The sequence below is a fragment of the Burkholderia lata genome, from assembly GCF_000012945.1.
Lineage (GTDB): Bacteria > Pseudomonadota > Gammaproteobacteria > Burkholderiales > Burkholderiaceae > Burkholderia > Burkholderia lata.
In genome coordinates this window covers 452959-476827 of record NC_007511.1, presented here as the reverse complement: position 1 = coordinate 476827, position 23869 = coordinate 452959, and the positions used below count along the sequence as shown (strand labels likewise).

The following is a 23869-nucleotide window of genomic DNA, read 5'->3' as shown; positions in this document are numbered from 1 at the left end:
GAGCGCGCGATGATCGTCCTCAGCCATTTCAGCCACGACGCGCCCGCCAGCCTCGAGAATCACCGGCAATACGCGCAGGCGCACGGATATCGCCACGAAATCGTCGACGCGTCCGCGATGCCGCAGACGCTGCCGTTGCGGCCGCTCTATCGCTACGAATCCCTGCTCCATGTGCTGCGCGGCGCGCAGCCCGGCGAACTCGTGCTGTTGCTCAGCGAAGATGCGGCGATCATCGAGCCCGTCGCGCTCGATCGCCTGATGAGCGGCCGCGACATGTTGTTCGTCGACGCGTTCGCGCCCCCGCTGCCGCAAGTCGACGTACAGGTCTGGCGCAATACGGCGGCCGTGCGGGCGATCGTGATGCAGCTCGTGCAGCGCTGCAAGCTCGGCAGCGAACCGCGGCTGACCTCGGAGGCCGCGCTGTTCGCGGAGTTCGGCACGCATCACTACATGACGCCGATCGACGGGCTGTATCCGGTCATGCCGACCAGCCCCGACCTCGATCCGATGTGGAGCCGCGAACCGACGTTCGCGATCAGCATCGACGACACGCCGCACGATCCCGAACGGAAAGGCACGACGCCGCGCTTCCGCGATACGCTCGTGGCGTACATCAATCGATGCCGGGCCGCCGGCCGGCCGATGTTTTCGTTCGATCACGCCGCCGCGAACACGCCGGACGAAGCCGCGGAGCGCAGCACCTACAATCCGGGCCGCCCGATTGCGTTGATGACGCTCTACACGCCGAACATCGGCAGCTATGCGCGCGTCGCCGAACGGAATTTCCGGCGCTACTGCGACACGCACGGCTACACGCTCTACGTGCATCGCGACATTCCGGCCGAGATCGGCCTGAACGCGACCGGCAACTGGTTCAAGCCGTGGCTGCTGCATGCGTACCTGCAGCATCACGAATGGGTCGTGTGGCTCGATGCCGACGTGCTGATCTCGGACCAGCAGAAACCACTGGCGCCGCTGCTCGAAGGCCGCGACTGGCTGCTCGCGCACGACATCGGCCAGTGGGCGTTCAACTCGGGCGTGATGGCGTTCCGGCGCACCGGGCGCAACGACGCGATGCTGCGCGACATGATGACGACGATCGCCGCGCTGCACGACCGGTCGAGCGTCTACGCGAGCGATGGCGACCAGCTGCATTTCATTCGCGCGATGGAGCACGACGGGCAATTGCACGGTGAAGGCGTGGACGATCTCATCCGCTTCAACACGCCCTGGCTGTTTCGCCGTGCGGACAGCTATATCGTGCATTACTACGGGATGTGGTCCGCGATGCGGGCGCTGATGATGGCGCACGACGACGGCGTGCTGCGCTGACGCCCTCGTTCACGGTGGCCAACGCGACGGCGCACGAATGCGTGGTGCCGCTACATGGCCACGATCCATTTTTCGAACCAGCCTTGACGGGAGATCAGCATGGAACAGATCGGGTATTCGTGGCCGACCTTCGACCAACTCACTCAGCATCTCGTCAAGGCGATCAACCCGAACAGCATTCTGGATATCGGGGCTGGCGGCGGGAAATACGGGCGGCTGCTCAAGCAGGTCGTGCCGGATTGCCGTTTTACGGCGCTGGAATGCGACGAGGAGACACATCCCTTCCTGATCGAGAACGGGTACGACGACATCATTTCCGGCGTCAGCGACACGCTCTATGAACGATCCGGTGACGCGTATGACACGGTCATCCTGGGAGACGTGATCGAACACATGCGTCACTCCCACGGTCGCGATTTGCTGGAGTTCCTCAACTATCGATCGCGGTACATCATCATCTCGACTCCCGAGTGCATGCCGATGAGCGGAGCGTCGTACTTCGAGAGCCACAACTCCGTCTGGCGGCCCGATTCATTCGTGTGGCATGACTTCTGGGCGCATCAGCAATGCGGGGTCATGCACTTCTACCTGCTCAGAGGGCACCTCGACTGGAACGCGATGCGTCTTGATTCGCTTGTGAATTCCGCAAACAATTCGAATCTATTCAATACGCGCGCCAGCAGCGAACAGGAGGCCGCGAATGAAAATATGCTCCAGCCGGTCAACCTGACACTCCATGACTCCCGGTACATGGAAAAAATCGATGGCGATCAATTTGCGGTATTTCGCCCGTTCTGATTTCACACCAAGGAAAAAAGGCGCCAGGCGGCGCCCTTTTTTCGATTTACGAAACGGGCGATGAACTGGGCGCCGGGCTACAGTCGATAACAACGGTAGCCGAAAAATCGCCCCTCGGCGCGGAACTGAGCGCGGTCAATTTGCCACGCTGTCCAGACAAACATTGAACGTTGACGGTTCTTCCATCAATCGGCGTCGTGATAATGTTCTCGCCGCGCCAGATGAAACCAAGTGCCCCGGCCGGATTGCTCTGCGGCACCACGGCCCCAGTAGCCGTGCACGTTCCGCCGGACGGCGACGAACACTGAAGCACGATCGTCGATCCGGTTGACTGCGCATTGGCACTGATAGCAGTGCCAATCAAATACAATGCAAAAACAGCAGTAGCGAGTGATTTCATGACAACCCTTTATAAAATTTATAGAGAGTGAAATTTCCCGTTATCTCCCCGGGAGAGAAAAGCATACGTCACGCATACTCCGGCATCAACATCAAATCCGACGCAATATTATCAACCAGCGATTCGCAATCGTTACGACGATTCAGCCAGCCCATTCCTTCGTCGGACTCCGGAATAGGAACGCACCGCGATTACCTGAAATTTATTATGCAATTCAATTTCGCCGAGTCGTTTACGCGCATATCGGAGTCAAAGTCGCACCTTCGCGCGCGGGTCTTTCCGGTGCGGAAGCCACGGGCGACGAGCCGGGTTGCTCACGCATGACGGGGCATGCGCATCCGCTGGCGGACGTCCGACGGCCGGCGGCGCAAACAACCCAGCAACCGGAAAGGACATCGACGCCGATGATTCGAAGCGACGAACCTCGTGCAACGCGCACATGAAGAGGGATGAACGAATGCGACGCCCATGACGCGCAAGCCGATCGCATGGCACGACCGGTTTTCGCAGGCACGCAGATGGAATTCGTTTGCAGGGACGTGGCTTGCGACTCGAATCGCTACCCTGCCGTGTCCGCAACGGCCCGACACTCAACCAGGCGCGGCGTCGCGACAGCACCCCGTTGGCCAACCGCCAATGCGCCACCAGGGTGCCTCCATACTCTCGGCGCGCGCAGGCGGGTGGCCGGCACGCACGGGCTACGGTCAGATCGCCGTCATCGTCGGCGCAACAGCAGCCGGGTCGGTGAGGCTCGGCTTGCCGGTTTCGACGTGCCCCGCGATGCGGCGCGTCCAGCCTGCGTTCCCCGCCACCACGAACTGCAGGTCGTACCAGTGGCTGCTGCACGACAGATCCCAGTGCGCCTCGACGCGCTGCCCTGCCGGCACCGTCAGCGTGCGCGCTGCGCCGCCGTACGCGACATCGGTCGCCGTGACCGTCAGCGTGCCGGTGCCCGCGTTGGCGATCGTCACGTACACGTCGCCGTTGGCGGTGTCGTAGCACGGCGTGATTTCGGGCTTCGCGCCGGCATCCGCCGCGGCCGAACCCGCGAAGCGCCGGAAATAACCGTTCGGGCCCCACACGCTCACCAGGTAGTTGCCGTTCGCGTCGAGCGCCCACGTATCGGTCAGCTGCTTGCCCGCTTCGACCGTGTAGCGGCGCGGCATCGCGGTCGCGTCACCCGTATAGACCCAGAAGTGCGCGCCCTGCGTGCCGGTATTCGCGAACGTCAGCGCGTAGCCCTGCGCCTGCAGCTGGCCGGTCACGTGCAGCTCGTACGGCAGCGCGCGCGCCGGCCGCGTGCCGGCCTCCTGCGCCGTCACGACCTGCTGCGCGGTGCTGGCCGGCGCGGTCTGCGACGACGCGCGCGAGCACTGCAGGTCCGCCTGCGCGACATACGCCTGAGTGCTCGGCAAAGTCGGCAGCGTGGCATCCGATTTCGAGAAGTCGAGCGCCGACGTCAGGTCGCCGCAGATCGCGCGACGCCACGGCGAGATGTTCGTTTCCATCACGCCGAAGCGCTTCTCGATGAATTGCAGCACCGACGTGTGATCGAACACCTGCGAGCAGACGAAGCCGCCCTTCGACCACGGCGAGACCACGAACATCGGCACGCGCGGGCCCAGGCCGTACGGCAGGTTGTCGGCCGTGTACGTGCCCGTTTGCGTCGAGGTCACGACGTTGTGCCGCTCGAGCGACACATCCACGGTGCTCATGCCGGAACCCGGCAGCGTCGGCGCCGACGGCGGCACGACGTGATCGAAGAAGCCGTCGTTCTCGTCGTACATGATCAGCAGGACGGTCTTGCTCCAGACCTCCGGATTCGACGTCAGTGCATCGAGAATCGTCGACAGGTAGTACGCGCCATACAGCGGCGTGAACTTCGGATGCTCCGAATACGCGGCGGGCGGCAGCAGCCACGATACCTGCGGCAGCGCGTTCGCCTGCACGTCGGCCTTCAGCTGCGTGATCGGGCGCGTGCTCATCCCGCGCGTCTGCAGCGACGAGCCGGCCGGCGCATTCACGAAGTTGTTGAAGCACGCGAGCATGTTCGTGCCGTAGTTGCCGGTGAAGTTGTCGAACCCGGTGCCCTGCTGGTAGATCTGCCACGAGATGCCCGCTTTCTCGAGGCGCTCCGGATACGTCGTCCAGCTGAAGGGCGGCAACTGGATCTTGTCGAACTGATTGTCGATGTAGTCGGTGTTGTCGAGCAGCGGGCCGCCGCCCGTGCCGAGCGGGTCGACCATGCCCGTCATCAGGTACATGCGGTTCGGGTGCGTGTTGCCTGGAATCGAGCAGAAGTAGTTGTCGCACACGGTGAACGCGTCCGCGAGCGCGTAATGGAACGGGATGTCGTCGCGGACGTGGTAGCCCATCGTCATGTTCGACTTCTGCACCGCCCATTGATCCGCGCGACCGTTGTCGATCGCGCCGTGCGTCGTCGCCCACGTATGCGGCAAGCCGCCGATGCACTGCGCGTTGACGCCCGGGTTGGTCGTGTCGTAGCGGAACGGCGCGATCACGCTCGTCTTGTCCTCCTGCCGCGGCTGGAACCACACCGGCTTGCCGTTCGGCAGCGTGACCGGGAAGCGGTCGTTATAGCCGCGCACGCCGCTCAGATGACCGAGGTAGTGGTCGAACGAACGGTTCTCCTGCATGAACACGACGATGTGCTGGACATCCTGGATCGTGCCCGTCACGGAATTCGGCTCGATCGCCAGCGCCTTGCGGATCGATTCGGGCAGCAGTGCGGTGGCGGCGGTCGCACCGGCGAGGCCGGCGGAGAACTTCAGAAAATCGCGTCGCGAATGGGTGGCCATGCTGGTTGCTCTTGATTGGATTTCTGGTGGAAACGGCCGGGATCAGGAAGCGGGCGAGGAGGCAGGTGCGGTGAAACCGGGCGGACAGTGCATCTGCGCGGTGGCGACCACGCCGCCGCCGCAGGCGGCCTTCTGCTGCGCGACGGGTGCGGCGGGGGCGGTCAGGTCGTCGTTGCAGGCGCCGAGGAGTGCTGTCAGCGCGATCAGGCCAGCGACCGCGACGGGCCGTAGGGCCGAGTTTCGCATAACGTCTCTCCGTGGATGGGATGACGTGACACAGGCACGGGTGCGCACCGGTCATGTCGACGGCGAGATGCTAATTTCAGCGTGTTACACGACAGTGTCGCGTAAGGAGGCGTGCACGCAGAGGGCGGCACGTGTCAGGACGGAAGGGAGAGCGAGAGGCGTAATGTAATCGAAAGATTCGCATTGCTTCGTTTTTGCCGAACGATCGAAGCAGGTGTGTTGCAGGACCGGTCGTGCAACGAATCGCGAAGCTTTGTTGACGAGCCGGCAACCGCAGCGGCCGGCCCACAACCAGCGAAACAGGCGATGCTCAGCCTTCCGCCATCATCAGCAACTGCGCGCCATCCGAGACCTGGTCACCGACGCCGTACAGCACTTCCGCGACGACGCCCGCGCTCGGCGCGCCGATCGTGTGCTCCATCTTCATCGCTTCCATCACGATCAGCGGCGTGCCCGCTTCGACCTTCTGGCCGGGCTCGACCAGCACCGCGATCACCTTGCCGGGCATCGGCGCGGTCAGGCGGCCACCGCCCTGCTCCGCGTCACCCGCGTGCGCAAGCATGTTGCGCCATTCGAACGTCTCCGCCGTGCCTTGCGTGAACACGTGGAAGTTGTCGCCGTCCGCATACACGCGGCCGCTGCTGCGCACGCCGCCGAGCGTCACGTCGAAATCGAGCGGCGTGGCGCCACGCGTCCATGCGAACGGTTGCGCGGCGGCGGCGCCGGTCGCGAGGCGTGCAACCGCGCCGTCGTCCTCGTACGTGGCCGTCACGTCCGCTTCGCGCTCGGCCGCGTGCCATTCGAGCGTGCGGCGATAGCCGCCGTTCAGGCGCCAGTCCGGCAGCGCGCCCCACGGCGATGAACCCTGCGCGGCCGCGCCGCGTTCGCGTGCGAACAGCGCCGCGCACGCGAGCGCCAGCATCGCGCGCGGCGGCTCTTGCGGTGCGAACAGCGTGTCGTGGTTACGCTCGATCAGGCCCGTATCGAGATCGGCCGTCGCGAACGGTGCGCACGCAACGATCCGCTGCAGAAACGCGGCGTTCGTGTGCAGGCCGACCACTTCGCAGGCACGCAGTGCGCGCAGCATCAGGCTCAGCGCTTCCGCACGATCCGCGCCGTGAACGATCAGCTTCGCGATCATCGGATCGTAGAACGGCGTGATCGCATCGCCTTCGCGCACGCCGCTGTCGACGCGCACCGATGCACCGATCGCGAACTCGACGCCTGCCGGCAGCCGCAGGTGCTTCAGCGTGCCCGTCGACGGCAGGAAGCCGCGCGCGGGGTTCTCCGCGTAGAGACGCGCCTCGAGCGCGTGGCCCTGCACGTGCAGTTCGTCCTGCTGCAGCGGCAGCGGCTCGCCGGACGCGACGCGCAGTTGCCACTCGACGAGGTCGAGCCCCGTGACCATCTCGGTGACCGGATGCTCGACCTGCAGGCGCGTGTTCATTTCCATGAAGTAGAACGCGTCGCCCGTCATGATGAATTCGACGGTGCCCGCGCCGACATAGGCAACCGCACGCGCGGCCGCGACGGCTGCTTCGCCCATCGCGCGGCGCACGTCGTCCGGCAAGCCCGGCGCCGGCGCTTCTTCCAGCACCTTCTGGTGACGGCGCTGCACCGAGCAGTCGCGGTCGAACAGGTACACCGTATTGCCGTGCGTGTCGCCGAACACCTGCACCTCGACGTGGCGCGGGCGCGTCAGGTACTTCTCGATCAGCACGCGATCGTTGCCGAAGCTGCTCGCGGCTTCGCGCTGGCACGACGCGAGCGCCGCCGGGAAATCGTCGGAGCGCTCGACCACGCGCATCCCCTTGCCGCCGCCGCCCGCGCTGGCCTTCAGCAGCACCGGATAGCCGATCGCGTCGGCTTCGCGATGCAGGTTGGCCGCGTCCTGGTCGTCGCCGTGATAGCCGGGCACGAGCGGCACGGCGGCCGCGTGCATCAGCGCCTTCGCGGCGGCCTTCGAACCCATCGCCGCGATCGCGTCGACCGGCGGCCCGATGAAGACGATGCCGGCCGCTTCGCACGCATGCGCGAAATCTTCGTTCTCCGACAGAAAGCCGTAGCCGGGGTGGATCGCCTGCGCGCCGGTGGCGCGCGCGGCTTCGATGATGCGCTCGATGCGCAGGTAGCTGTCCGCGGCGGCCGAGCCGCCGATGTGCACGGCCTCGTCGCATGCGGCCACGTGTTTCGCGTTCGCGTCCGCGTCGGAATAGACGGCGACGCTCGCGATCCCGAGACGTTTGCACGTCGCGGCGACGCGGCACGCGATTTCGCCGCGGTTGGCGATCAGAATCTTGTCGAACATGGCTTCGGTGTCGTCCGGAAAGAGGGGGTCACGCGCGCTGCGCGATCATTCACGCCACGACGGCGTGCGCTTTTCGAGGAAGGACGCAATCCCTTCGCGCGCTTCCGCGCCGGCGCGGGTGCGCGCGATCCAGTCGGCGGTCTGCTCGATCAGCGTCGCGTCGAGCGGGCGGCCGGCGACATCAGCCACGAGCCGCTTGCACGCCTTCACCGCGTCGGGGCCGTTCGCGACGAGCGTCGCGGCCAGCTTCGCGACCGTTTCGTCGAGCGCATCGGCCGGCACCGCGTCGTGAATGAAGCCGAGCGACGCCGCACGCGCGCTGTCGAACACCTCGGCCGTCGTGAAGTAGCGGCGCGCCGCGCGCTCGCCCATCGCACGTACCACGTACGGGGCGATCGTCGCGGGGATCAACCCGAGCCGCGCTTCCGACAGGCAGAACTTCACGCCGTCGGCGGCGATCGCGATGTCGGCCGCTGCCACCAGGCCCACGCCGCCCGCGTATGCATCGCCATGCACGCGTGCGATCACCGGCTTGCCGCAGCGATGGATCGCCTCGAGCATCCGCGCGAGCTTGCGCGCATCGGCACGGTTCTCGTCGCCCGAGTAACCGGCCATCTTCTTCATCCAGTTCAGGTCCGCGCCCGCGCAAAACGCCGCGCCTTCCGCGGCGAGCACGATCGCGCGCACGCCTTCGTGCGCATCGAGCCACTCGAACGCGGTGGTCAGCTCGGCGATCGTCGTCTCGTTGAACGCGTTGCGCACGTCGGGACGCGCGAGCGTGACGGTCGCCACGCGGCCGGCTTCACTTACCTTGATCGTTTCGTATCGCATCGTTCAGCCCTCCCGGCCGTTACATGCGGAACACGCCGAAGCGTGTGTCTTCGATCGGCGCGTTCATCGACGCGGCGAGGCCGAGCCCGAGCACGTCACGCGTCTGCGCGGGGTCGATCACGCCGTCGTCCCACAGCCGCGCGCTCGCGTAATACGGATGGCCCTGGCGCTCGTACTGGTCGCGGATCGGCTGCTTGAACGCATCCTCTTCCTCGGCGGACCACGAACCGCCCTTCGCCTCGATGCCGTCGCGGCGCACCGTCGCGAGCACCGACGCGGCCTGCTCGCCACCCATCACCGAGATGCGCGCGTTCGGCCACATCCACAGGAAGCGCGGGCCGAAAGCACGGCCGCACATCCCGTAGTTGCCGGCGCCGAACGAGCCGCCGATGATCACCGTGAACTTCGGCACCTTCGCGTTCGACACGGCCGTCACCATCTTCGCGCCATGCCGCGCGATGCCTTCGTTCTCGTACTTGCGCCCGACCATGAAGCCCGTGATGTTCTGCAGGAACACGAGCGGAATCTTGCGCTGGCAGCACAGCTCGATGAAATGCGCGCCCTTCACGGCCGATTCGGAAAACAGGATGCCGTTGTTCGCGACGATCCCGACCGGGTGGCCCCAGATGTGCGCGAAGCCCGTGACGAGCGTCGTGCCGTAGCGCGCCTTGAATTCGTCGAATTCGGAATCATCGACGATGCGTGCGATCACTTCGCGCACGTCGAACGGCTTGCGCGTATCGACCGGAATCACGCCGTACAGGCTCTTTGCGTCGAAGCGCGGCGGCTTCGGCTCGCGCAACGCCACCGGCGAGGCGATTTTCGGCGCGAGGTGATCGACGATGTTGCGCGCGATCGACAGCGCATGCGCGTCGTTCTGCGCGAGATGGTCGGCCACGCCCGACAGGCGCGTATGCACGTCGCCGCCGCCGAGATCCTCGGCGCTCACTTCCTCTCCGGTTGCAGCCTTCACGAGTGGCGGCCCGCCCAGGAAAATCGTGCCCTGCTCCTTCACGATGATCGACTCGTCGCTCATCGCCGGCACGTATGCGCCGCCCGCCGTGCACGAGCCCATCACGACGGCGATCTGCGCGATCCCCGCCGCCGACATCGTCGCCTGGTTGAAGAAGATGCGGCCGAAGTGGTCGCGATCGGGAAACACGTCGTCCTGGTTCGGCAGGTTCGCGCCGCCCGAATCGACGAGGTACACGCACGGCAGCCGGTTTTCCGCGGCGATTTCCTGCGCGCGCACGTGCTTCTTCACGGTGACCGGGTAGTAGGTGCCGCCCTTGACCGTCGCGTCGTTGCACACGATCACGCATTCGCGGCCGGCGATGCGGCCGATCCCGGTGATGACGCCCGCGCCCGGCGCGTCGTCGTTGTACATGCCGTTCGCCGCGAGCTGCGAGAACTCGAGGAACGGCGCGCCCGGATCGAGCAGTTGCGCGATGCGGTCGCGCGGCAGCAGCTTGCCGCGCGACAGGTGCTTGTCGCGCGCGGCCTGGCCGCCACCTTGCGCGAGCTGTTCGATCTTCGCGCGCAGGTCGGCGACGACCGCCTCGAGCGCGGCGGCATTCGCGCGGAAGTCTTCCGAGCGCGGGTTCAGTTTCGATTCGATGATCGGCATCGACGGGGCTCCGTTCGCGTGACGTGGGGCGTTACATCGTTTCCGCGAACAGCTCGCGGCCGATCAGCATCCGGCGGATCTCGCTCGTGCCGGCGCCGATCTCGTACAGCTTCGCATCGCGCCACAGGCGCCCGACCGGGTATTCGTTGATGTAGCCGTTGCCGCCGAGGATCTGGATCGCCTCGCCGGCCATCCACGTCGCCTTCTCGGCCGTGTAGAGGATCACGCCCGCGCAGTCCTTGCGCACCTGGCGGATGTGGTCGCTGCCGGCCGAGTCGAGGTGGCGGCCGACCGCGTACAGGTACGCGCGGCAGGCCTGGAACGTGGTGTACATGTCGGCGACCTTGCCCTGGATCAGCTGGAATTCGCCGATCGACTGGCCGAACTGCTTGCGGTCGTGGATATACGGCACCACCGCGTCGAGGCACGCGGCCATGATGCCCGTCGGGCCGCCCGACAGCACGGCGCGCTCGTAGTCGAGGCCGCTCATCAGCACCTTCACGCCGCCGTTGAGCTGGCCGAGGATGTTTTCCTCCGGCACTTCGACGTCCTGGAACACCAGCTCGCCCGTGTGCGAACCGCGCATGCCGAGCTTGTCGAGCTTCTGCGCGACCGAGAAGCCCTTCATCCCCTTCTCGACGATGAAGGCGGTGATGCCGCGCGAGTTGGCTTCGACGTCCGTCTTCGCATAGACGACGAGCGTGTCGCAATCGGGGCCGTTGGTGATCCACATCTTCGTGCCGTTCAGCACGTAGCGATCGCCGCGCTTGTCGGCGCGCAGCTTCATGCTGACGACGTCGGAGCCGGCGTTCGGCTCGCTCATTGCAAGCGCGCCGATGTGTTCGCCCGACACGAGCTTCGGCAGGTATTTCTGTTTCTGCGCGTCGGTGCCGTTGCGGTGAATCTGGTTCACGCACAGGTTCGAGTGCGCGCCGTACGACAAGCCGATCGACGCCGAGGCGCGCGAGATCTCTTCCATCGCGACCATGTGCGCGGTGTAGCCCATGTTCGCGCCGCCGTATTCCTCGGCCACCGTCATGCCGAGCACGCCGAGATCGCCGAACTTCTTCCACAGATCCATCGGAAACTGGTCGGTGCGGTCGACTTCGGCCGCGCGCGGCGTGATTTCCTTCGCCGCGAACGTCGCGACGGCGTCGCGCAGCATCTCGATGTCTTCACCGAGCATGAATTGCACACCGGGCAGGTTGATCATGTCTCCTCCGTCTCCAGAAAGTGTGTGGCACTCACCGATTTCTGAGTTTCGCTCAAATCGCATGAATACCTAGATTCATTGACCTATACAGCGTAAATTTTGCACAGTTTCGCGCCTCGTCGGGTTCGGCGTCAATAGTTTTTTGAGTGACACTCAGATATCATGCCGAGATGACAGCCGCTACCGCCGACACCATGACCGCCACCGTCAAAGCCGACCGCGCCGACACGCCGCGCGCGCCCGCCGGGCGCAAATCCCAGCAACGCGTGCAGGACATTCTGCGCGCCGGCCGGGAAGTGTTCGCCGAAAAAGGTTACGAGCATGCGACGGCCGCCGAGATCGCGCAGCGCGTGGGTGTGTCGGAGGCGACGGTGTTCAGCTATTTCCGCGGCAAGCGCGAGCTGTGCGCGCGCGTCATCGCGGATTGGTACGACGAAAACATCGCCGCGTTCGAGCACGGGATGCCGCAGGACGCGTCGGTGCAGCAGCAGTTCGCGTTCATCGTGCGCACCCACCTGCGGCTGATGCTGGTGAACGGCACGGGCCTGTGTGCGCTGGTGCTGTCGGAAGGCCGCGCGAAGCAGCATGCGCTGAGCGACGAGCTCACCGCGCTGCAGCGCCGCTACACCGCGCCGCTGATGGACGTGCTCGCGCGCGGCCAGGCGGCCGGGCAGGTGCGCACCGACCTGCCGCTGAGCCTGCTGCGCTCGCTGGTGTTCGGGCCGATCGAGCACGTGCTGTGGGATGCGATCCTCGGGCACCGCAAGCTCGATACGGAAGCGACGGCCACGCAGCTCGTCGACATGCTGTGGGCGGCCGTGCAGCCGCCGGCGCCGGAACAGGCGGCGCTCGTGCGCTTCAGGAACGAAGTGGCGGAAGCCGTGCGGCGGCTGGAAGGCGAAAGCACGCGCGGGTGACACGCGGCGGGCAGCACGCCCGCCGCCTCATCGCCGCGTCCCCGCCGTCGCGGGGTTCGGGGCGCTACGACTCGTCGCCGACGCGCAGCGGCGCGCGGCTCTGCTCGTTGTTCAAATGGACGAACTTGCGCAACAGGCGCACCAGTTCCTGCGAATCGTCCTCTCCCATCCCGTCGAACAGGCCGGCACGCAGTTCCTTCACCGACGGAATCAGGTGCGTGAGCAGTTCGACGCCCGCCGGCGTCAGCAACAGGCGGCGCTGACGCCGCGGCAGCACTTCGCGCACGATCAATCCTTTCGCTTCGAGCCGGACCGCGAGATCCGCGGTCGTCGACGTGTCGAGCGCGACCCGCTGCGCGAGCGTCACCTGATCGAGCCCCGGGCACTCGTAGAGCATCCGCAGGACCGCGTACTGCACCGGCGTCACGTCCCGGCCCAGCTTCTCGTAGAACATCGCAACCGCGATCTGGTGTGCGCGCCGGATCAGGTGCCCGGGTTCGTCGTACAGATCGAGCGGGAAAGCCGGCGCGTCGGCGGGATTCGTTTTTTCCATGAATGAGTCGATGACATAGGCGACGCGCGCCGGTTGCGCGCGCCGACGGCATGGCGCTGCCTCGCGCCATTTCCCGGGAAAACCAGTATACCGCCCGCCTTGCTCCAGCCAATCTCAATGAGTACACTGAATCTCATTCAGTACACGGAATGAAGCGATGCCGCGTACCGGCGGCATCGACCTGAAGGAGACGACGAACGTGTTTCTCAAGAATGCTTGGTACGTGGCGGGCACGCCCGATGAAATCGACGGCAAGCCGCTGGGCCGCAAGATCTGCAACGAGTCGATGGTGTTTTACCGCGCGGCGGACGGCCAGGTCGCCGCGCTGGAGGACTTCTGCCCGCACCGTGGCGCGCCGCTGTCGCTGGGATTCGTACGCGACGGCGTCCTCGTGTGCGGCTATCACGGGCTGGAAATGGGCTGCAATGGCAAGGCGGCCGGCATGCCGGGCCAGCGCGTCGGCGGCTTCCCGCCGATTCGCAGCTTTCCGGCGGTCGAGCGGTATGGATTCATCTGGGTCTGGCCGGGCGACGCGTCGGCAGCCGATCCGGCCAAACTGCCCGTGCTGGCGTGGGCCGAGGATCCGGCCTGGGCCCACGGCGGCGGCCTGTATCACATCCGCTGCGACTACCGGCTGATGATCGACAACCTGATGGACCTCACGCACGAAACCTACGTGCACGCGACAAGCATCGGCCAGAAGGAAATCGACGAAGCGCCGCCGAAGACGGCCAGCCACGGCGACGAAGTCGTCACGAGCCGCTTCATGGAGAACGTGATGCCGCCGCCGTTCTGGCAGATGGGTTTGCGCGGCAACGGGTTGGCCGACGACGTACCGGTCGATCGCTGGCAGATCTGCCGCTTCACGCCGCCGAGCCACGTGATGATCGAAGTCGGTGTCGCGCATGCGGGCCACGGCGGCTACGACGCGCCGGCCGACCTGAAGGCATCGTCGATCGTGGTCGACTTCATCACGCCCGAGACGGACACCTCGATCTGGTACTTCTGGGGGATGGCGCGCAACTTCCGGCCCGACGACCACGCGCTGACCGCCGAGATCCGCGAAGGCCAAGGCAGGATCTTCGCCGAGGATCTCGAGATGCTCGAGCGCCAGCAGCTCAACCTGGAGAAGTGGCCCGATCGCAAGCTGCTCAAGCTCAACATCGACGCCGGCGGCGTGCTGTCGCGCAAGGTGATCGAACGGCTGCTCGCCGACGAGAACGCGTCGAGCTCGCAGCGACCCGTGATTCCGGTCGCGCAGATCAAGGAGGCGTCATGAGCACCACGACGCTGACGGTCCGGGTGGCCCGCAAGTGGCAGGAAGCGCGCGACATCTGCGGCTTCGAATTCGTCAGCGATGACGGTTCGCCGCTGCCGCACTTCGACGCCGGCGCCCACATCGACGTGCATCTGCCGGGTGGCTTCGTGCGCCAGTATTCGCTGTGCAACCACCCGGAGCACGGCGACCGCTACGAGATCGCCGTGCTGCGCGATGCCGACGGTCGCGGCGGGTCGCGCGCCATTCACGACGACGTCCGGCAAGGCGATACCGTGCGGATCGGCGTGCCGCGCAATCAGTTCGCGCTCGTCCCCGACGCACCGCATCACCTGTTGCTCGCGGGCGGGATCGGCGTCACGCCGATCCTCAGCATGGCGCAACGGCTGTTCTCGTCGGGCACGCCGTTCGATCTGCACTACTGCGCGCGGTCGACCGATCGCATGGCCTTCGCCGAACGAATCAACGCAGCCGCGTTCCACGATCGCGCCCGCTTCCACGTCGACGACGGCGCCCCGGCACAACGCTTCGACCTGGCCGCGGTGCTCGCCGCCGCGCCCGCAGGCACGCACCTGTACGTATGCGGCCCCCGCGGCTTCATGGATGCGGTGCTGAACGCCGCGCGCGAACGCAACTGGGCGGAAGCGCGACTGCACTACGAGTTCTTCGGCGGCACGGTCGCGTCGTCCGGCTCGGACCGTGCGTTCCAGGTCCGGATCGCGAGCAGCGGCAAGGTGATCGACGTGCCGGCCGAATGCACGGTCATCGCGGCGCTGGCCGCGAACGGCGTCGACGTGCTGACGTCGTGCGAGCAAGGCGTTTGCGGCACGTGCGCGACGCGCGTGCTGCAAGGCGAGCCCGATCATCGCGACTCGTATCTGACCGCAGAGGAGCAGGCAGCCGGCGACCAGTTCATGCCGTGCTGTTCGCGAGCACGTAGCGACCTGCTGGTACTCGATCTGTAGACGGACTGCCCGACCCGCGACGAACAACCACAATACTGGAGACGATCAATGGAGCAACATGCCCGACCACCGATCAGTACAACTCAATTCCCGGTCGACCGATGGTGGGTCGCCGCGCTGTCATCCGAACTGACGGACAAACCCGTCGCCCGCACGCTGCTCGGCCATCCGGTCGTCCTGTTCCGGCTGCCGTCCGGGGAAGTCGGTGCGCTGGAGGATCGCTGCTGCCACAAGTCGCTGCCGCTGTCGTGCGGCTCGCTCGAAGCGCGCGGCCTGCGCTGCGGTTACCACGGTCTGCTGTTCGACCGCGGCGGCGCATGCGTGGAGATTCCCGGCCAGGAGCGAATTCCGGCAAAGGCATGCGTGTCGTCGTATCCGGTGCAGGAGCAGGACGCGCTCGTGTGGATCTGGATCGGCGCCGACGCGCACGCGCAACCGACCTGCGCGCCGCCACGCTACGCGTTCCACGCGGATCCGCAATACCGGTTCGGCGGTGGCAACTACCATTACGACGCACCGTATCAGCTGATTCACGACAACCTGATGGACCTGAGCCACCTCGGCTATGTCCATCTGAAAACGATCGGTGGCAACGCGCCGCTGCACATGGGTGCGGAAACCCGCGTCAGCAGCGACGGCGATACGGTGACCCTGGTCCGCCGGATGCCGGATTCCACCCCGCCGCCGACCTACACCGCCGCATGGCCGTTCGCGGGCAGCGTCGATCGCTGGCAGGAAATCGAGTTCCACGTGTCGCATATCCGGATCTGGACCGGCGCGATGGACGCCGGCGCCGGCGACCTGCACGATCCGGCGCGCGGCGGCTTTCACATGCGCGGCTTCCACGGCATCACGCCCGAGACGGCTACGACGACGCACTACTTCTGGACCGTCGCGACCAATCCGCAACACGACGTCGAGCGCGTCGCACAAACGGTCATCGAGCAATCCGCGGCGACGTTCGACGAGGACAAGACCGTGATCGAAGCGCAATACAGGAATCAGCTGCGCTTCCCGGACAGCCGCCAGATCGACATTCACGTCGACGCGGGCCCCAATCGCGCGCGGCGCGTGATCGAGCGGCTGCTGCGGCAACCCGAACCCGCGTAAGCGTCGTGCCGGCGCGCTGACGACGCCTGCCGGCCTCGGCGGGCATCCCGCGGGATGCCCGTCAGCCCGCGCATGTGCTTTCGTCCCATCCGCTACCGCCGGCTTCGATTCAATCCCATTTAATTAGTCATACTATTTTTTTAAGGATCTTTGACGTGAGCGCAAATATCCGCAATACGATCGACGAATCCCCGATGAGCGCGTTCCAGACGATTGCCGTCACGGCCTGCGTCGTGCTGAACATGCTCGACGGCTTCGACGTGCTGGCCATCGCGTTTGCCGCGCCGCACCTGGCAGCCGAATGGAAACTGAGCGGCAAGGAAATTGGCCTGCTGCTGAGTGCCGGGCTGGCCGGCATGGGCATCGGCTCGGTGCTGATCGCGCCGCTGGCCGACCGCGTCGGCCGACGCCGCATCATCCTGCTCTGCCTCGCCGTGATCTCGACCGGAATGCTCGCCTGCGCGGCCACGCACAGCACGCTGCAACTCGCCGTCGCGCGTGCGTACACCGGGCTCGGCATCGGCGGCATGCTGGCGAGCCTGACCGTCATCAGCGGCGAGTACGCATCGAACAAATGGCGCAGCGCCGCGATCGGCATGCAGTCGGCCGGCTACGCGATCGGCGCCACCGCCGGCGGCGTCATCGCCGGCTACCTGCTGTCGACGTGGGGATGGCGCAGCGTGTTCGCGTTCGGCGGCATCCTGACCGTGCTGTCGATCCCGATGGTACTCACGCTGCTGCCGGAATCGCTCGACTTCCTGCTGGCGAAGCGTCCGGACAACGCGCTGCAGACTATCAACCGCATCCTCGCGAGAATGAAGCGTGCGCCGATCGACAGGCTGCCGGCCGCGCCCTCGGCCATCGACACGGCGAGCCCCGCGGCGAGCTGGACAGCCGTGCTGCGCGCCCCGCTCGCACGCCGCACGATCGCGCTGTGGATCGCGTTCTTCCTCGTGATGGGCAGCTTCTACTTCGTCGTGAGCTGGACGCCGAAGCTGCTGGTCCAGGCCGGGCTGTCGGCATCGCAGGGCGTCACCGGCGGCGTACTGCTCAACCTCGGCGGCATTGCGGGCGCCTCGCTCTTCAGCCTACTGTCGACACGGTTCGGCCTGCGCAACCTGCTGGGCGCGACACTGCTGCTGGGCGGCGCGCTGATGGTCGTGTTCGGCGCGAATACGGGCTCGCTCGGCGTCGGGATGACCGTCGCGGTGTTCCTCGGCGCCGTGGTCAACGCATGCGTGGCCGGCATGTATGCGCTGTCGCCGACGCCCTACCCCGTCGAAATCCGCACGACCGGGATCGGCCTCGCGGTCGGCATCGGTCGCCTCGGCGCGATCCTGTCGCCGATGACGGTCGGCGCGCTGCTGGACGACGGCTGGTCCGTGTCCCATCTCTATCTCGCGTTTCTCGTGCCGATGGCCGGCGCGGCAATCGCAGTCGCCGTGGCGGGCTCGCGTGCCGCGGCACCGAGCCGGCGACGCGACCCGGCGATGCCGTAACGCGCGACACCCGCAGTCCCGCCGATACCCGTCGACATCGTCCGGGCCATTATAAAAATCGATAAGCATATCTACATACTGTTTGGAGACAGCCATGAAAACGAAACTGGGTGCCGCGCTCGCGACGGCAATGGTGCTGGCCGGACCGGCTTGCGCGCAAAGCAGCGTCACGCTGTACGGGATCATCGATACCGGCGTGTCCTACTACAACAACGCCGCGCACGACGGATCGTTCACCGGCATGCCGACGCTGACCGGCGAGGTGCCGTCACGGTGGGGGCTGAGAGGCACGGAGGACCTCGGCGGCGGCTACCAGGCCTTCTTCGTGCTCGAGAACGGCTTCCAGCCCGGCACCGGTGCACTGAACTATGGCGGACGCCTGTTCGGGCGGCAGGCGAACGTCGGCGTGAACAGTCCGTTCGGCGCGCTGACCCTCGGCCGCCAGATGAACATGTCGATGATCGTACTGACCAATGCCGACGTGATCGGCCCGTCGATTCACTCCATGGCGGATTTCGATTCCTATCTGCCGAACGCGCGCAGCGACAATGCGATCGGCTACAAGGGCACGTTCCACGGCGTGACGCTCGGCGCCACCTACAGCTTCGGCCGCGACGCGGCCGGGCCGGCCGGGCCGTCGGCCACGGGCTGTGCCGGACAGGTGCCCGGCGACATCGTCGCCTGCCGCCAGTACACGGCGATGCTCGCGTACGACGCGAGCAACTTCGGGCTCGCCGCGTCGCACGACGTGATGCGCGGCGGCGGCGGCGCGCTCGCGCCGCTGAACAATCCGGCGTACACCGACACGCGCGACATCGTCGCCGGCTACGTGAAGATCGGCCCCGCGAAACTGGGGGCCGGGTGGATCCGCCGCAACCTCGCGGCGGCCGAACACCTGCAGGCCGATATCGTGTTCGCCGGCGGCACGTACTACGCGACGCCCTACCTCGCGCTCGACCTTCAGGGCGTACGCTACCTGCAGCGCCGCGAAAACAGCGAAGGCGGCACGAATGCCACGCTGCTCGTCGGCCGCGCGAACTATTTCCTGTCGAAGCGGACGACCGTCTATACGTCGGTGGGCTACATGTTCAACAGCACGCTGGCTGCGAACGCGGTCGCTGCCGGCGGGACGGTCGGGACCGGAATGAACCAGCTCGGCGTGATGGCCGGCATTCAGCAGAAGTTCTGAACGCCGGACACCGCGTCAGCACAGGGTCAGTTGGCGAGGCGGCAGTGCGAGAGCTTCAACCCCGGCAGGACGGGCGCATCGATATAGCCCTCGTTCACGCAACTGAAGCGGAACGCCGACGACGTGACGAACGGCTTGATCTCGCCGCCGGGGAATTTCGGCTTCAGCGCATCCTGGTCGGCCACGTCGAAATGCGTGTCGAACTGCTCGCCGTCCTTCGTCAGCGCGCCGAAATAGGTGCCGCCCGGGTCGCTGCCCATCCGGATCACGGCGCCTACGAACACGAGGCGCTTGCCGTCGTACTTCGTCTTCGCGGCGGCCATGTCCTGCGTATAGGCCTCGATCACGGCGCCGTAATGCGCGTCGATCGCGGGCTCGGTGTCCGACGCGGCGCAGGCGGTCTGGTGAACGCCCGCCAGCATCGTGCATGCCGCAAGCGCGGCCGCCGCGAACGGCGCGGAAATCTTCTTCATGGGTGGTCTCCCGTTTAGCGTGGTGGTTGAAATAATCGATCACGGCGCTTCGCCGGCTGCCCGGCGCAACGCCCGATGAATTCGCTTCCGTTGCTTTAATCGTTCGAATGGCGGAACACGGCTGCGATCACTTCTCCACCCGCATGGTCGTGTGCGGTGCGCAGCGTCGCGCTGAACGCGACGTGACAGGAAGATGACATGGTGCGGCCCCCGGCTCTCTCATTGAATTTCACTGCGTCTGATTTTGGTCGCTACGGTAGCAGACGGCCGACGGCCCGGCAACCAAGGCCCGCGCACCGCCAATCGCATCATTACAATTGCAAATGATTCTCATTACATATATTATTCGCCCCCTGGCCGCGGCGAAACGCTGCGGCCCGCGACACGATCCTTAGTACTCCATCCTGCATCGATTCATGCCATCCCGTCGAACGCCCCGCCGCGCCCGGACCTTGCGTCCGTGGCGCACGAGCCTGCCTGCCCTGATCACGCTTTGCGTCGCGAGCGGCACGCATGCGTCCGCCGCCGAACGCGGCGACGCCGTGCCTGCTGCTTCCGCTTCCGCTTCCGCCTCCACGCCCGCGACGCTGGCCGCGCGCGATCTCCCGGCCATCAGCGTCAGTGCATCGGCAACCGCCGATCCGACGGTCGGCTATCAGCCGCGCACCACGCGCATCGCGGGCGGCGACAACCGTTCGATCAAGGAAATTCCGCAATCGGTCGCGGTGGTCAGCAGCAGCGTGATGCAGGACCAGCAGGCGCGCTCGCTCGACGACGTGCTCGGCAACATCAGCGGCGTCACGCAAACGAACACGTTAGGCGGCACGCGCGACGCGTTCATCAAGCGCGGCTTCGGATCGAACAACGACGGCTCCGTGCTCGTCGACGGCGTGCGCACGCCGGTGCTGCACAGCTATCTCGCGACGATCGACCGCGTCGAAGTGCTGAAGGGCCCGGCGTCGCTGCTCTACGGGATGCAGGATCCGGGCGGCGTGATCAACCTCGTCACGCGCAAGCCGGAAGACACGTTCGGTGGGTCGATTTCCGCGTCGCGCACGAGCCACGGCGGCAGCAGCGCGACGTTCGATCTCACGGGCCCGCTCGGCAAGCCCGGCCAGGTCGCGGGCGGCACGCTCGCGTTCCGGCTGACCGGGCAATACGACACGAGCCGCTACTGGCGCAGCTTCGGCCGCCAGCGCGACGCGCTGATCGCGCCCGCGCTGTCGTGGCACGACGCGAACACGTCGATCGATGTCAGCTACCAGTACGTCGACTACACGACGCCGTTCGATCGCGGCACCGTGCTCGTGAACGGCCAGCTCGACGATGCACTGCGCTATCGCCGCTACGAGGAAGCGTGGTCGCAGAGCACCGGCATCCAGGAAACGCTGCGTGCGCGCGTCGAGCACCGCTTCTCCGATGCGTGGCGCGTGCGTGCGACCTACGGCTGGGGCCGCGACCGCTACGACCAGACCATCACCCGCGCCACCGCATTCAACAGCACGACCGGCGCACTGACGCGCTCGTCCGATGCGAACCTCGGGCGCAACGATTCCGACCAGATCGCGACGCTCGGCCTGCTCGGCAACGTGACGCTCGCCGGGATGAACCATGCGATCTATATCGGCGGCGAATACGAGCGGCAGCGCAGCTTCCGCGGCGACACGATCCGCGGCAAGGCGACCAAGGGCTTCAATCTTTACGATCCCGTGTACGACCTGCTCGCGCCGGGCGGCACGCCCAACCCGAAGCAGAGCGATTCGCGCTCGGTGGTGCATGCGTATTCGACGATCGTGCAGGACTCGGTGAAGCTCACCGACCGCCTTACCGCGGTAGGTGGGCTGCGCTGGGAAAACTGGCAGCAGGAATCGGGGATGGGCCGGCCGTTCGTGTTCGCCGACCGCTCGCGCGGCACCGTGTGGCTCCCGCAGTTCGGGCTCGCGTATGCGCTCACGCCGGCGCTGACCGCCTACGCGAACGTGAGCCGCTCGTTCAAGCCGAACGTCGCCACGAACGTCGCCGCGCCGCTCGCGCCGGAATACGGGCGTGTGCTCGAGGCCGGGCTGAAGTTCAGCCTGAAGCCGGCGATCACCGGCACGCTCGCGGTCTACCAGATCGACAAGCGCAACGTCGCGGTCGCGGTCGGCGATCTGACGTCGACGATCGGTACCGCGCGCTCGCGCGGGATCGAGCTCGACGTCGCGGGGCAGATCACGCGCCATCTGAGCGTGATCGGCAGCTACGCTTATACGAACGCGAACGATCGCGACAGCAACACACCGCTCGTCAACGTCGCGCGCCATACGGGCAGCCTGTTCGCGGTGGTCGACACGACGATCGCGAACCTGCCCGGCCGCTGGCGCTTCGGCGGCGGCGCACGTCTTGTCGGTGCACGCCCGGGTGACACCGCCAACAGCTTCACGTTGCCCGGCTATGTGACCGTCGACGCATTCGCGGCCTACGAAACGACGATCGGCAAGTTCCCGACGCGCTTCCAGCTCAACGTGAAGAATCTGCTCGACAAGACCTACTACCCGTCGAGCAACAACAACCTGATCATCGCGGTCGGCGAGCCGCGACTCGTCACGCTGACGACGACCGTGTCGTTCTGATTGTCTGATGGCCTGATGGCCTGATGCGTACGTGGGCTTGCCGGCAAGCGGCGGCCCACGCGCAAACCTGCATCTGCGGCCGCCTTCCGCGCGCAACCGCTCCCCCCTCCTTGGCGCAGCATTCCGGCCACTTCACGGTTGATCGATTGCGGCAAGCCCGCGCACGTTGCGTCGAACAGCAACGCTGCGACGAAACATCGCTCGACCCTCTGGCCCGACAAGAGCGACAGCGAAACACCTCGTTGCTCGCCGCCAACACTCGCGCCGGATTCTGCTTGACCGGCGTCCCGCACAACGCCCGACGCCGCCCTCCACGCGCCTCCCCGGCACCCGCATCTCCGCCCGCAGAAATGCATTCGAGCGATGCAATTCCGCCCGCTCCCGAACCGCATCGCACACCGTATGATCGCCCCGGCCTTTTCCCAGGGGTGCTCGATACGCGCCGTCATCTCCGCGCGCTCACGCGCTCCGCCTCAACCACCCAGCGAACATGTCCCACTTCTCACTCATCCTCGTCGTCTCCCTGTTGAGCGCCTTTGGCCTGATCGCGTCCGACGTCTACCTGCCCGCGATGCCGTCGATGGCCCACGCGTTTTCGATCGGTGCATGGCAGATGCCGCAGACGGTATCGGCGTACCTGATCGCGCTCGCCTGCGCGCAACTGTTCTACGGCCCCCTGTCCGATCGATGGGGACGCAAACCCGTGCTGACGGTCGGCATCCTCGTGTACATCCTCGGCTCGATCGGCTGTGCCAGCGCCAGCGGCTTCGCAAGCTTTCTCGGCTGGCGCGTGCTCGAAGCGCTCGGCGCGGCGTCCGGCCTCGTCATCGGTCGCGCGATCATCGCCGACACCTGCGACAAGCACGCATCCGCGAAGGTCTACAGCATCGTGTATCCGCTCGTGTCGCTGTCTCCGGCGATCGCGCCCGCGATCGGCGGATATCTGGCGGCTTGGTTCGGGTGGCGGAGCGACTTCATTTTCGTCGCCGCGTTCGGCGGGGTCGCGCTCGTGCTCGTCCAGCTTCTTCTGAAGGAAACGCGGCCGCCCGTCACGCCCGGGCAACAGCGCGCCGTGCCGCTGGCCGGCTTCGCCGACGTGCTCGGGGATCGGGCATTCATCCGGTACACGCTCGTCGTCTGCGCGATCTATTGCGCGTGGTTCGTCTACCTGACGCAGTCGCCGTTCATCTTCTCGGGGCTCGGCCTGTCGGAACAGCAGAGCGGCTGGCTTTATCTGCCGCTGACCGCCGGCATCATTTCCGCCAACCTGCTCTCGCGCCGCATGCTCGACCGGATGTCCTACGACGCGATCGTCGCGGCCGGCGTGGGCTGCTTCGTGGCCGGCGGCATCGCGTTCGCCCTGTGCGAGTCGTCGCAGGTCAAGGGCATCATCGCGATCGTGATGCCGATGTTTCTCGTCAGCCTGTCGAACGGGTCGTCGCTGTCGCTCGCCGTGTCGGGCGCCATCGCGAGCGAACACGGGCGCGCGGCCACGGCGTCCGGACTCGTCGGATTTTTCCAGATCGGCAGTGCGTCGCTCGCGGCCACCGTGTCCAGCAGCCTGCTCGGTACCGGCAGCCATGTACTCGCGACGGCCATGCCGTTCTTCGCGATCGTCGCCGCAGTTGCGATCGTGCCGCGCTGGTATGCCGCGCGACGCACGCTCTCGATGCGCAAGGCCCAGCCCCGTTGAGCACCCGG

At 66.3% G+C, this 23869-nt stretch carries 19 protein-coding genes; 10 read left to right on the top strand and 9 right to left on the bottom strand.

Going from position 1 to position 23869, the window contains the following annotated elements; genetic code table 11:
• Nucleotides 1–9 precede the first annotated feature (9 nt).
• Both BCEP18194_RS24945 and BCEP18194_RS24940 read left to right on the top strand, forming a co-directional pair.
• Nucleotides 10–1332 (top strand): hypothetical protein, encoded by a 1323-nt coding sequence (locus BCEP18194_RS24945; RefSeq protein WP_011354043.1) that lies wholly within the window; start codon nucleotides 10–12, stop codon nucleotides 1330–1332.
• Between the two features lie 99 nt (nucleotides 1333–1431).
• Nucleotides 1432–2130 (top strand): class I SAM-dependent methyltransferase, encoded by a 699-nt coding sequence (locus tag BCEP18194_RS24940; protein WP_011354042.1) that lies wholly within the window; start codon nucleotides 1432–1434, stop codon nucleotides 2128–2130.
• Between the two features lie 46 nt (nucleotides 2131–2176).
• Here BCEP18194_RS24940 and BCEP18194_RS41295 read toward each other — a convergent pair whose 3' ends face one another.
• The 7 genes from BCEP18194_RS41295 to BCEP18194_RS24910 form a co-directional block, all read right to left on the bottom strand.
• A complete protein-coding gene (locus BCEP18194_RS41295; protein ID WP_157687231.1) occupies nucleotides 2177–2530 on the bottom strand; it encodes a hypothetical protein in 354 nt (117 codons plus the stop codon).
• 704 nt (nucleotides 2531–3234) lie between these two features.
• Complete coding sequence (locus BCEP18194_RS24935; RefSeq protein ID WP_011354041.1) at nucleotides 3235–5349, bottom strand: phosphocholine-specific phospholipase C; 2115 nt, start codon at nucleotides 5347–5349, stop codon at nucleotides 3235–3237.
• A gap of 42 nt (nucleotides 5350–5391) precedes the next feature.
• The gene (locus BCEP18194_RS24930; protein ID WP_041493179.1) at nucleotides 5392–5595 is read right to left on the bottom strand and encodes a hypothetical protein; all 204 of its coding nucleotides are present in this window, start codon (nucleotides 5593–5595) and stop codon (nucleotides 5392–5394) included.
• Between the two features lie 310 nt (nucleotides 5596–5905).
• On the bottom strand, nucleotides 5906–7903 hold the full coding sequence (locus BCEP18194_RS24925; RefSeq protein WP_011354039.1) for an acetyl/propionyl/methylcrotonyl-CoA carboxylase subunit alpha: 1998 nt from the start codon (nucleotides 7901–7903) through the stop codon (nucleotides 5906–5908).
• 45 nt (nucleotides 7904–7948) lie between these two features.
• On the bottom strand, nucleotides 7949–8734 hold the full coding sequence (locus tag BCEP18194_RS24920) for an enoyl-CoA hydratase/isomerase family protein (protein ID WP_011354038.1): 786 nt from the start codon (nucleotides 8732–8734) through the stop codon (nucleotides 7949–7951).
• 19 nt (nucleotides 8735–8753) lie between these two features.
• Nucleotides 8754–10361: a carboxyl transferase domain-containing protein gene (locus tag BCEP18194_RS24915; protein WP_011354037.1), complete on the bottom strand. Its 1608-nt coding sequence runs from the start codon at nucleotides 10359–10361 to the stop codon at nucleotides 8754–8756.
• A gap of 31 nt (nucleotides 10362–10392) precedes the next feature.
• Nucleotides 10393–11574 carry an isovaleryl-CoA dehydrogenase gene (locus BCEP18194_RS24910; RefSeq protein ID WP_041493178.1) on the bottom strand — a complete coding sequence of 394 codons (1182 nt, stop codon included), beginning with the start codon at nucleotides 11572–11574 and terminating at the stop codon, nucleotides 10393–10395.
• Between the two features lie 170 nt (nucleotides 11575–11744).
• Between BCEP18194_RS24910 and BCEP18194_RS24905 the strand changes: the two genes are divergently transcribed.
• The gene (locus BCEP18194_RS24905; protein WP_011354035.1) at nucleotides 11745–12491 is read left to right on the top strand and encodes a TetR/AcrR family transcriptional regulator; all 747 of its coding nucleotides are present in this window, start codon (nucleotides 11745–11747) and stop codon (nucleotides 12489–12491) included.
• 64 nt (nucleotides 12492–12555) lie between these two features.
• Here the strand turns inward: BCEP18194_RS24905 and BCEP18194_RS24900 are convergent, their stop codons facing one another.
• Complete coding sequence (locus BCEP18194_RS24900; RefSeq protein WP_011354034.1) at nucleotides 12556–13044, bottom strand: MarR family winged helix-turn-helix transcriptional regulator; 489 nt, start codon at nucleotides 13042–13044, stop codon at nucleotides 12556–12558.
• A 199-nt stretch (nucleotides 13045–13243) separates the two neighbouring features.
• Between BCEP18194_RS24900 and BCEP18194_RS24895 the strand changes: the two genes are divergently transcribed.
• The 5 genes from BCEP18194_RS24895 to BCEP18194_RS24875 all read left to right on the top strand — a co-directional run bounded on the left by BCEP18194_RS24895 (nucleotide 13244) and on the right by BCEP18194_RS24875 (nucleotide 19083).
• A complete protein-coding gene (locus BCEP18194_RS24895; protein WP_041493457.1) occupies nucleotides 13244–14323 on the top strand; it encodes an aromatic ring-hydroxylating oxygenase subunit alpha in 1080 nt (359 codons plus the stop codon).
• On the top strand, nucleotides 14320–15285 hold the full coding sequence (locus BCEP18194_RS24890; protein ID WP_011354032.1) for a PDR/VanB family oxidoreductase: 966 nt from the start codon (nucleotides 14320–14322) through the stop codon (nucleotides 15283–15285). Before BCEP18194_RS24895 ends, BCEP18194_RS24890 begins: the two co-directional genes overlap by 4 nt.
• 48 nt (nucleotides 15286–15333) lie before the next feature.
• Entirely contained in the window at nucleotides 15334–16395 is a 1062-nt protein-coding gene (locus tag BCEP18194_RS24885; protein ID WP_011354031.1) for a Rieske 2Fe-2S domain-containing protein, read from the top strand.
• A 155-nt stretch (nucleotides 16396–16550) separates the two neighbouring features.
• Nucleotides 16551–17894 (top strand): MFS transporter, encoded by a 1344-nt coding sequence (locus BCEP18194_RS24880; protein ID WP_011354030.1) that lies wholly within the window; start codon nucleotides 16551–16553, stop codon nucleotides 17892–17894.
• Nucleotides 17895–17988: 94 nt separating this feature from the next.
• Nucleotides 17989–19083: a porin gene (locus tag BCEP18194_RS24875; RefSeq protein ID WP_011354029.1), complete on the top strand. Its 1095-nt coding sequence runs from the start codon at nucleotides 17989–17991 to the stop codon at nucleotides 19081–19083.
• Between the two features lie 26 nt (nucleotides 19084–19109).
• Here BCEP18194_RS24875 and BCEP18194_RS24870 read toward each other — a convergent pair whose 3' ends face one another.
• Nucleotides 19110–19556 (bottom strand): hypothetical protein, encoded by a 447-nt coding sequence (locus BCEP18194_RS24870; protein WP_011354028.1) that lies wholly within the window; start codon nucleotides 19554–19556, stop codon nucleotides 19110–19112.
• Nucleotides 19557–19972: 416 nt separating this feature from the next.
• Between BCEP18194_RS24870 and BCEP18194_RS24865 the strand changes: the two genes are divergently transcribed.
• Together BCEP18194_RS24865 and BCEP18194_RS24860 are read left to right on the top strand one after the other, a co-directional pair.
• Nucleotides 19973–22168, top strand: coding sequence for a TonB-dependent siderophore receptor (locus BCEP18194_RS24865; protein ID WP_011354027.1), 2196 nt, complete (start codon nucleotides 19973–19975; stop codon nucleotides 22166–22168).
• A 490-nt stretch (nucleotides 22169–22658) separates the two neighbouring features.
• Entirely contained in the window at nucleotides 22659–23861 is a 1203-nt protein-coding gene (locus tag BCEP18194_RS24860) for a multidrug effflux MFS transporter (RefSeq protein WP_011354026.1), read from the top strand.
• Nucleotides 23862–23869: the final 8 nt, after the last annotated feature.

Bases quoted from the DNA above. Each gene is read 5' to 3' on its own strand.
- BCEP18194_RS24945 (WP_011354043.1), top strand. From the start codon at position 10: ATGATCGTCCTCAGCCATTTCAGCCACGACGCGCCCGCCAGCCTCGAG.
- BCEP18194_RS24940 (WP_011354042.1), top strand. From the start codon at position 1,432: ATGGAACAGATCGGGTATTCGTGGCCGACCTTCGACCAACTCACTCAG.
- BCEP18194_RS41295 (WP_157687231.1), bottom strand. From the start codon at position 2,530: ATGAAATCACTCGCTACTGCTGTTTTTGCATTGTATTTGATTGGCACT.
- BCEP18194_RS24935 (WP_011354041.1), bottom strand. From the start codon at position 5,349: ATGGCCACCCATTCGCGACGCGATTTTCTGAAGTTCTCCGCCGGCCTC.
- BCEP18194_RS24930 (WP_041493179.1), bottom strand. From the start codon at position 5,595: ATGCGAAACTCGGCCCTACGGCCCGTCGCGGTCGCTGGCCTGATCGCG.
- BCEP18194_RS24925 (WP_011354039.1), bottom strand. From the start codon at position 7,903: ATGTTCGACAAGATTCTGATCGCCAACCGCGGCGAAATCGCGTGCCGC.
- BCEP18194_RS24920 (WP_011354038.1), bottom strand. From the start codon at position 8,734: ATGCGATACGAAACGATCAAGGTAAGTGAAGCCGGCCGCGTGGCGACC.
- BCEP18194_RS24915 (WP_011354037.1), bottom strand. From the start codon at position 10,361: ATGCCGATCATCGAATCGAAACTGAACCCGCGCTCGGAAGACTTCCGC.
- BCEP18194_RS24910 (WP_041493178.1), bottom strand. From the start codon at position 11,574: ATGATCAACCTGCCCGGTGTGCAATTCATGCTCGGTGAAGACATCGAG.
- BCEP18194_RS24905 (WP_011354035.1), top strand. From the start codon at position 11,745: ATGACAGCCGCTACCGCCGACACCATGACCGCCACCGTCAAAGCCGAC.
- BCEP18194_RS24900 (WP_011354034.1), bottom strand. From the start codon at position 13,044: ATGGAAAAAACGAATCCCGCCGACGCGCCGGCTTTCCCGCTCGATCTG.
- BCEP18194_RS24890 (WP_011354032.1), top strand. From the start codon at position 14,320: ATGAGCACCACGACGCTGACGGTCCGGGTGGCCCGCAAGTGGCAGGAA.
- BCEP18194_RS24885 (WP_011354031.1), top strand. From the start codon at position 15,334: ATGGAGCAACATGCCCGACCACCGATCAGTACAACTCAATTCCCGGTC.
- BCEP18194_RS24875 (WP_011354029.1), top strand. From the start codon at position 17,989: ATGAAAACGAAACTGGGTGCCGCGCTCGCGACGGCAATGGTGCTGGCC.
- BCEP18194_RS24870 (WP_011354028.1), bottom strand. From the start codon at position 19,556: ATGAAGAAGATTTCCGCGCCGTTCGCGGCGGCCGCGCTTGCGGCATGC.
- BCEP18194_RS24865 (WP_011354027.1), top strand. From the start codon at position 19,973: ATGCCATCCCGTCGAACGCCCCGCCGCGCCCGGACCTTGCGTCCGTGG.
- BCEP18194_RS24860 (WP_011354026.1), top strand. From the start codon at position 22,659: ATGTCCCACTTCTCACTCATCCTCGTCGTCTCCCTGTTGAGCGCCTTT.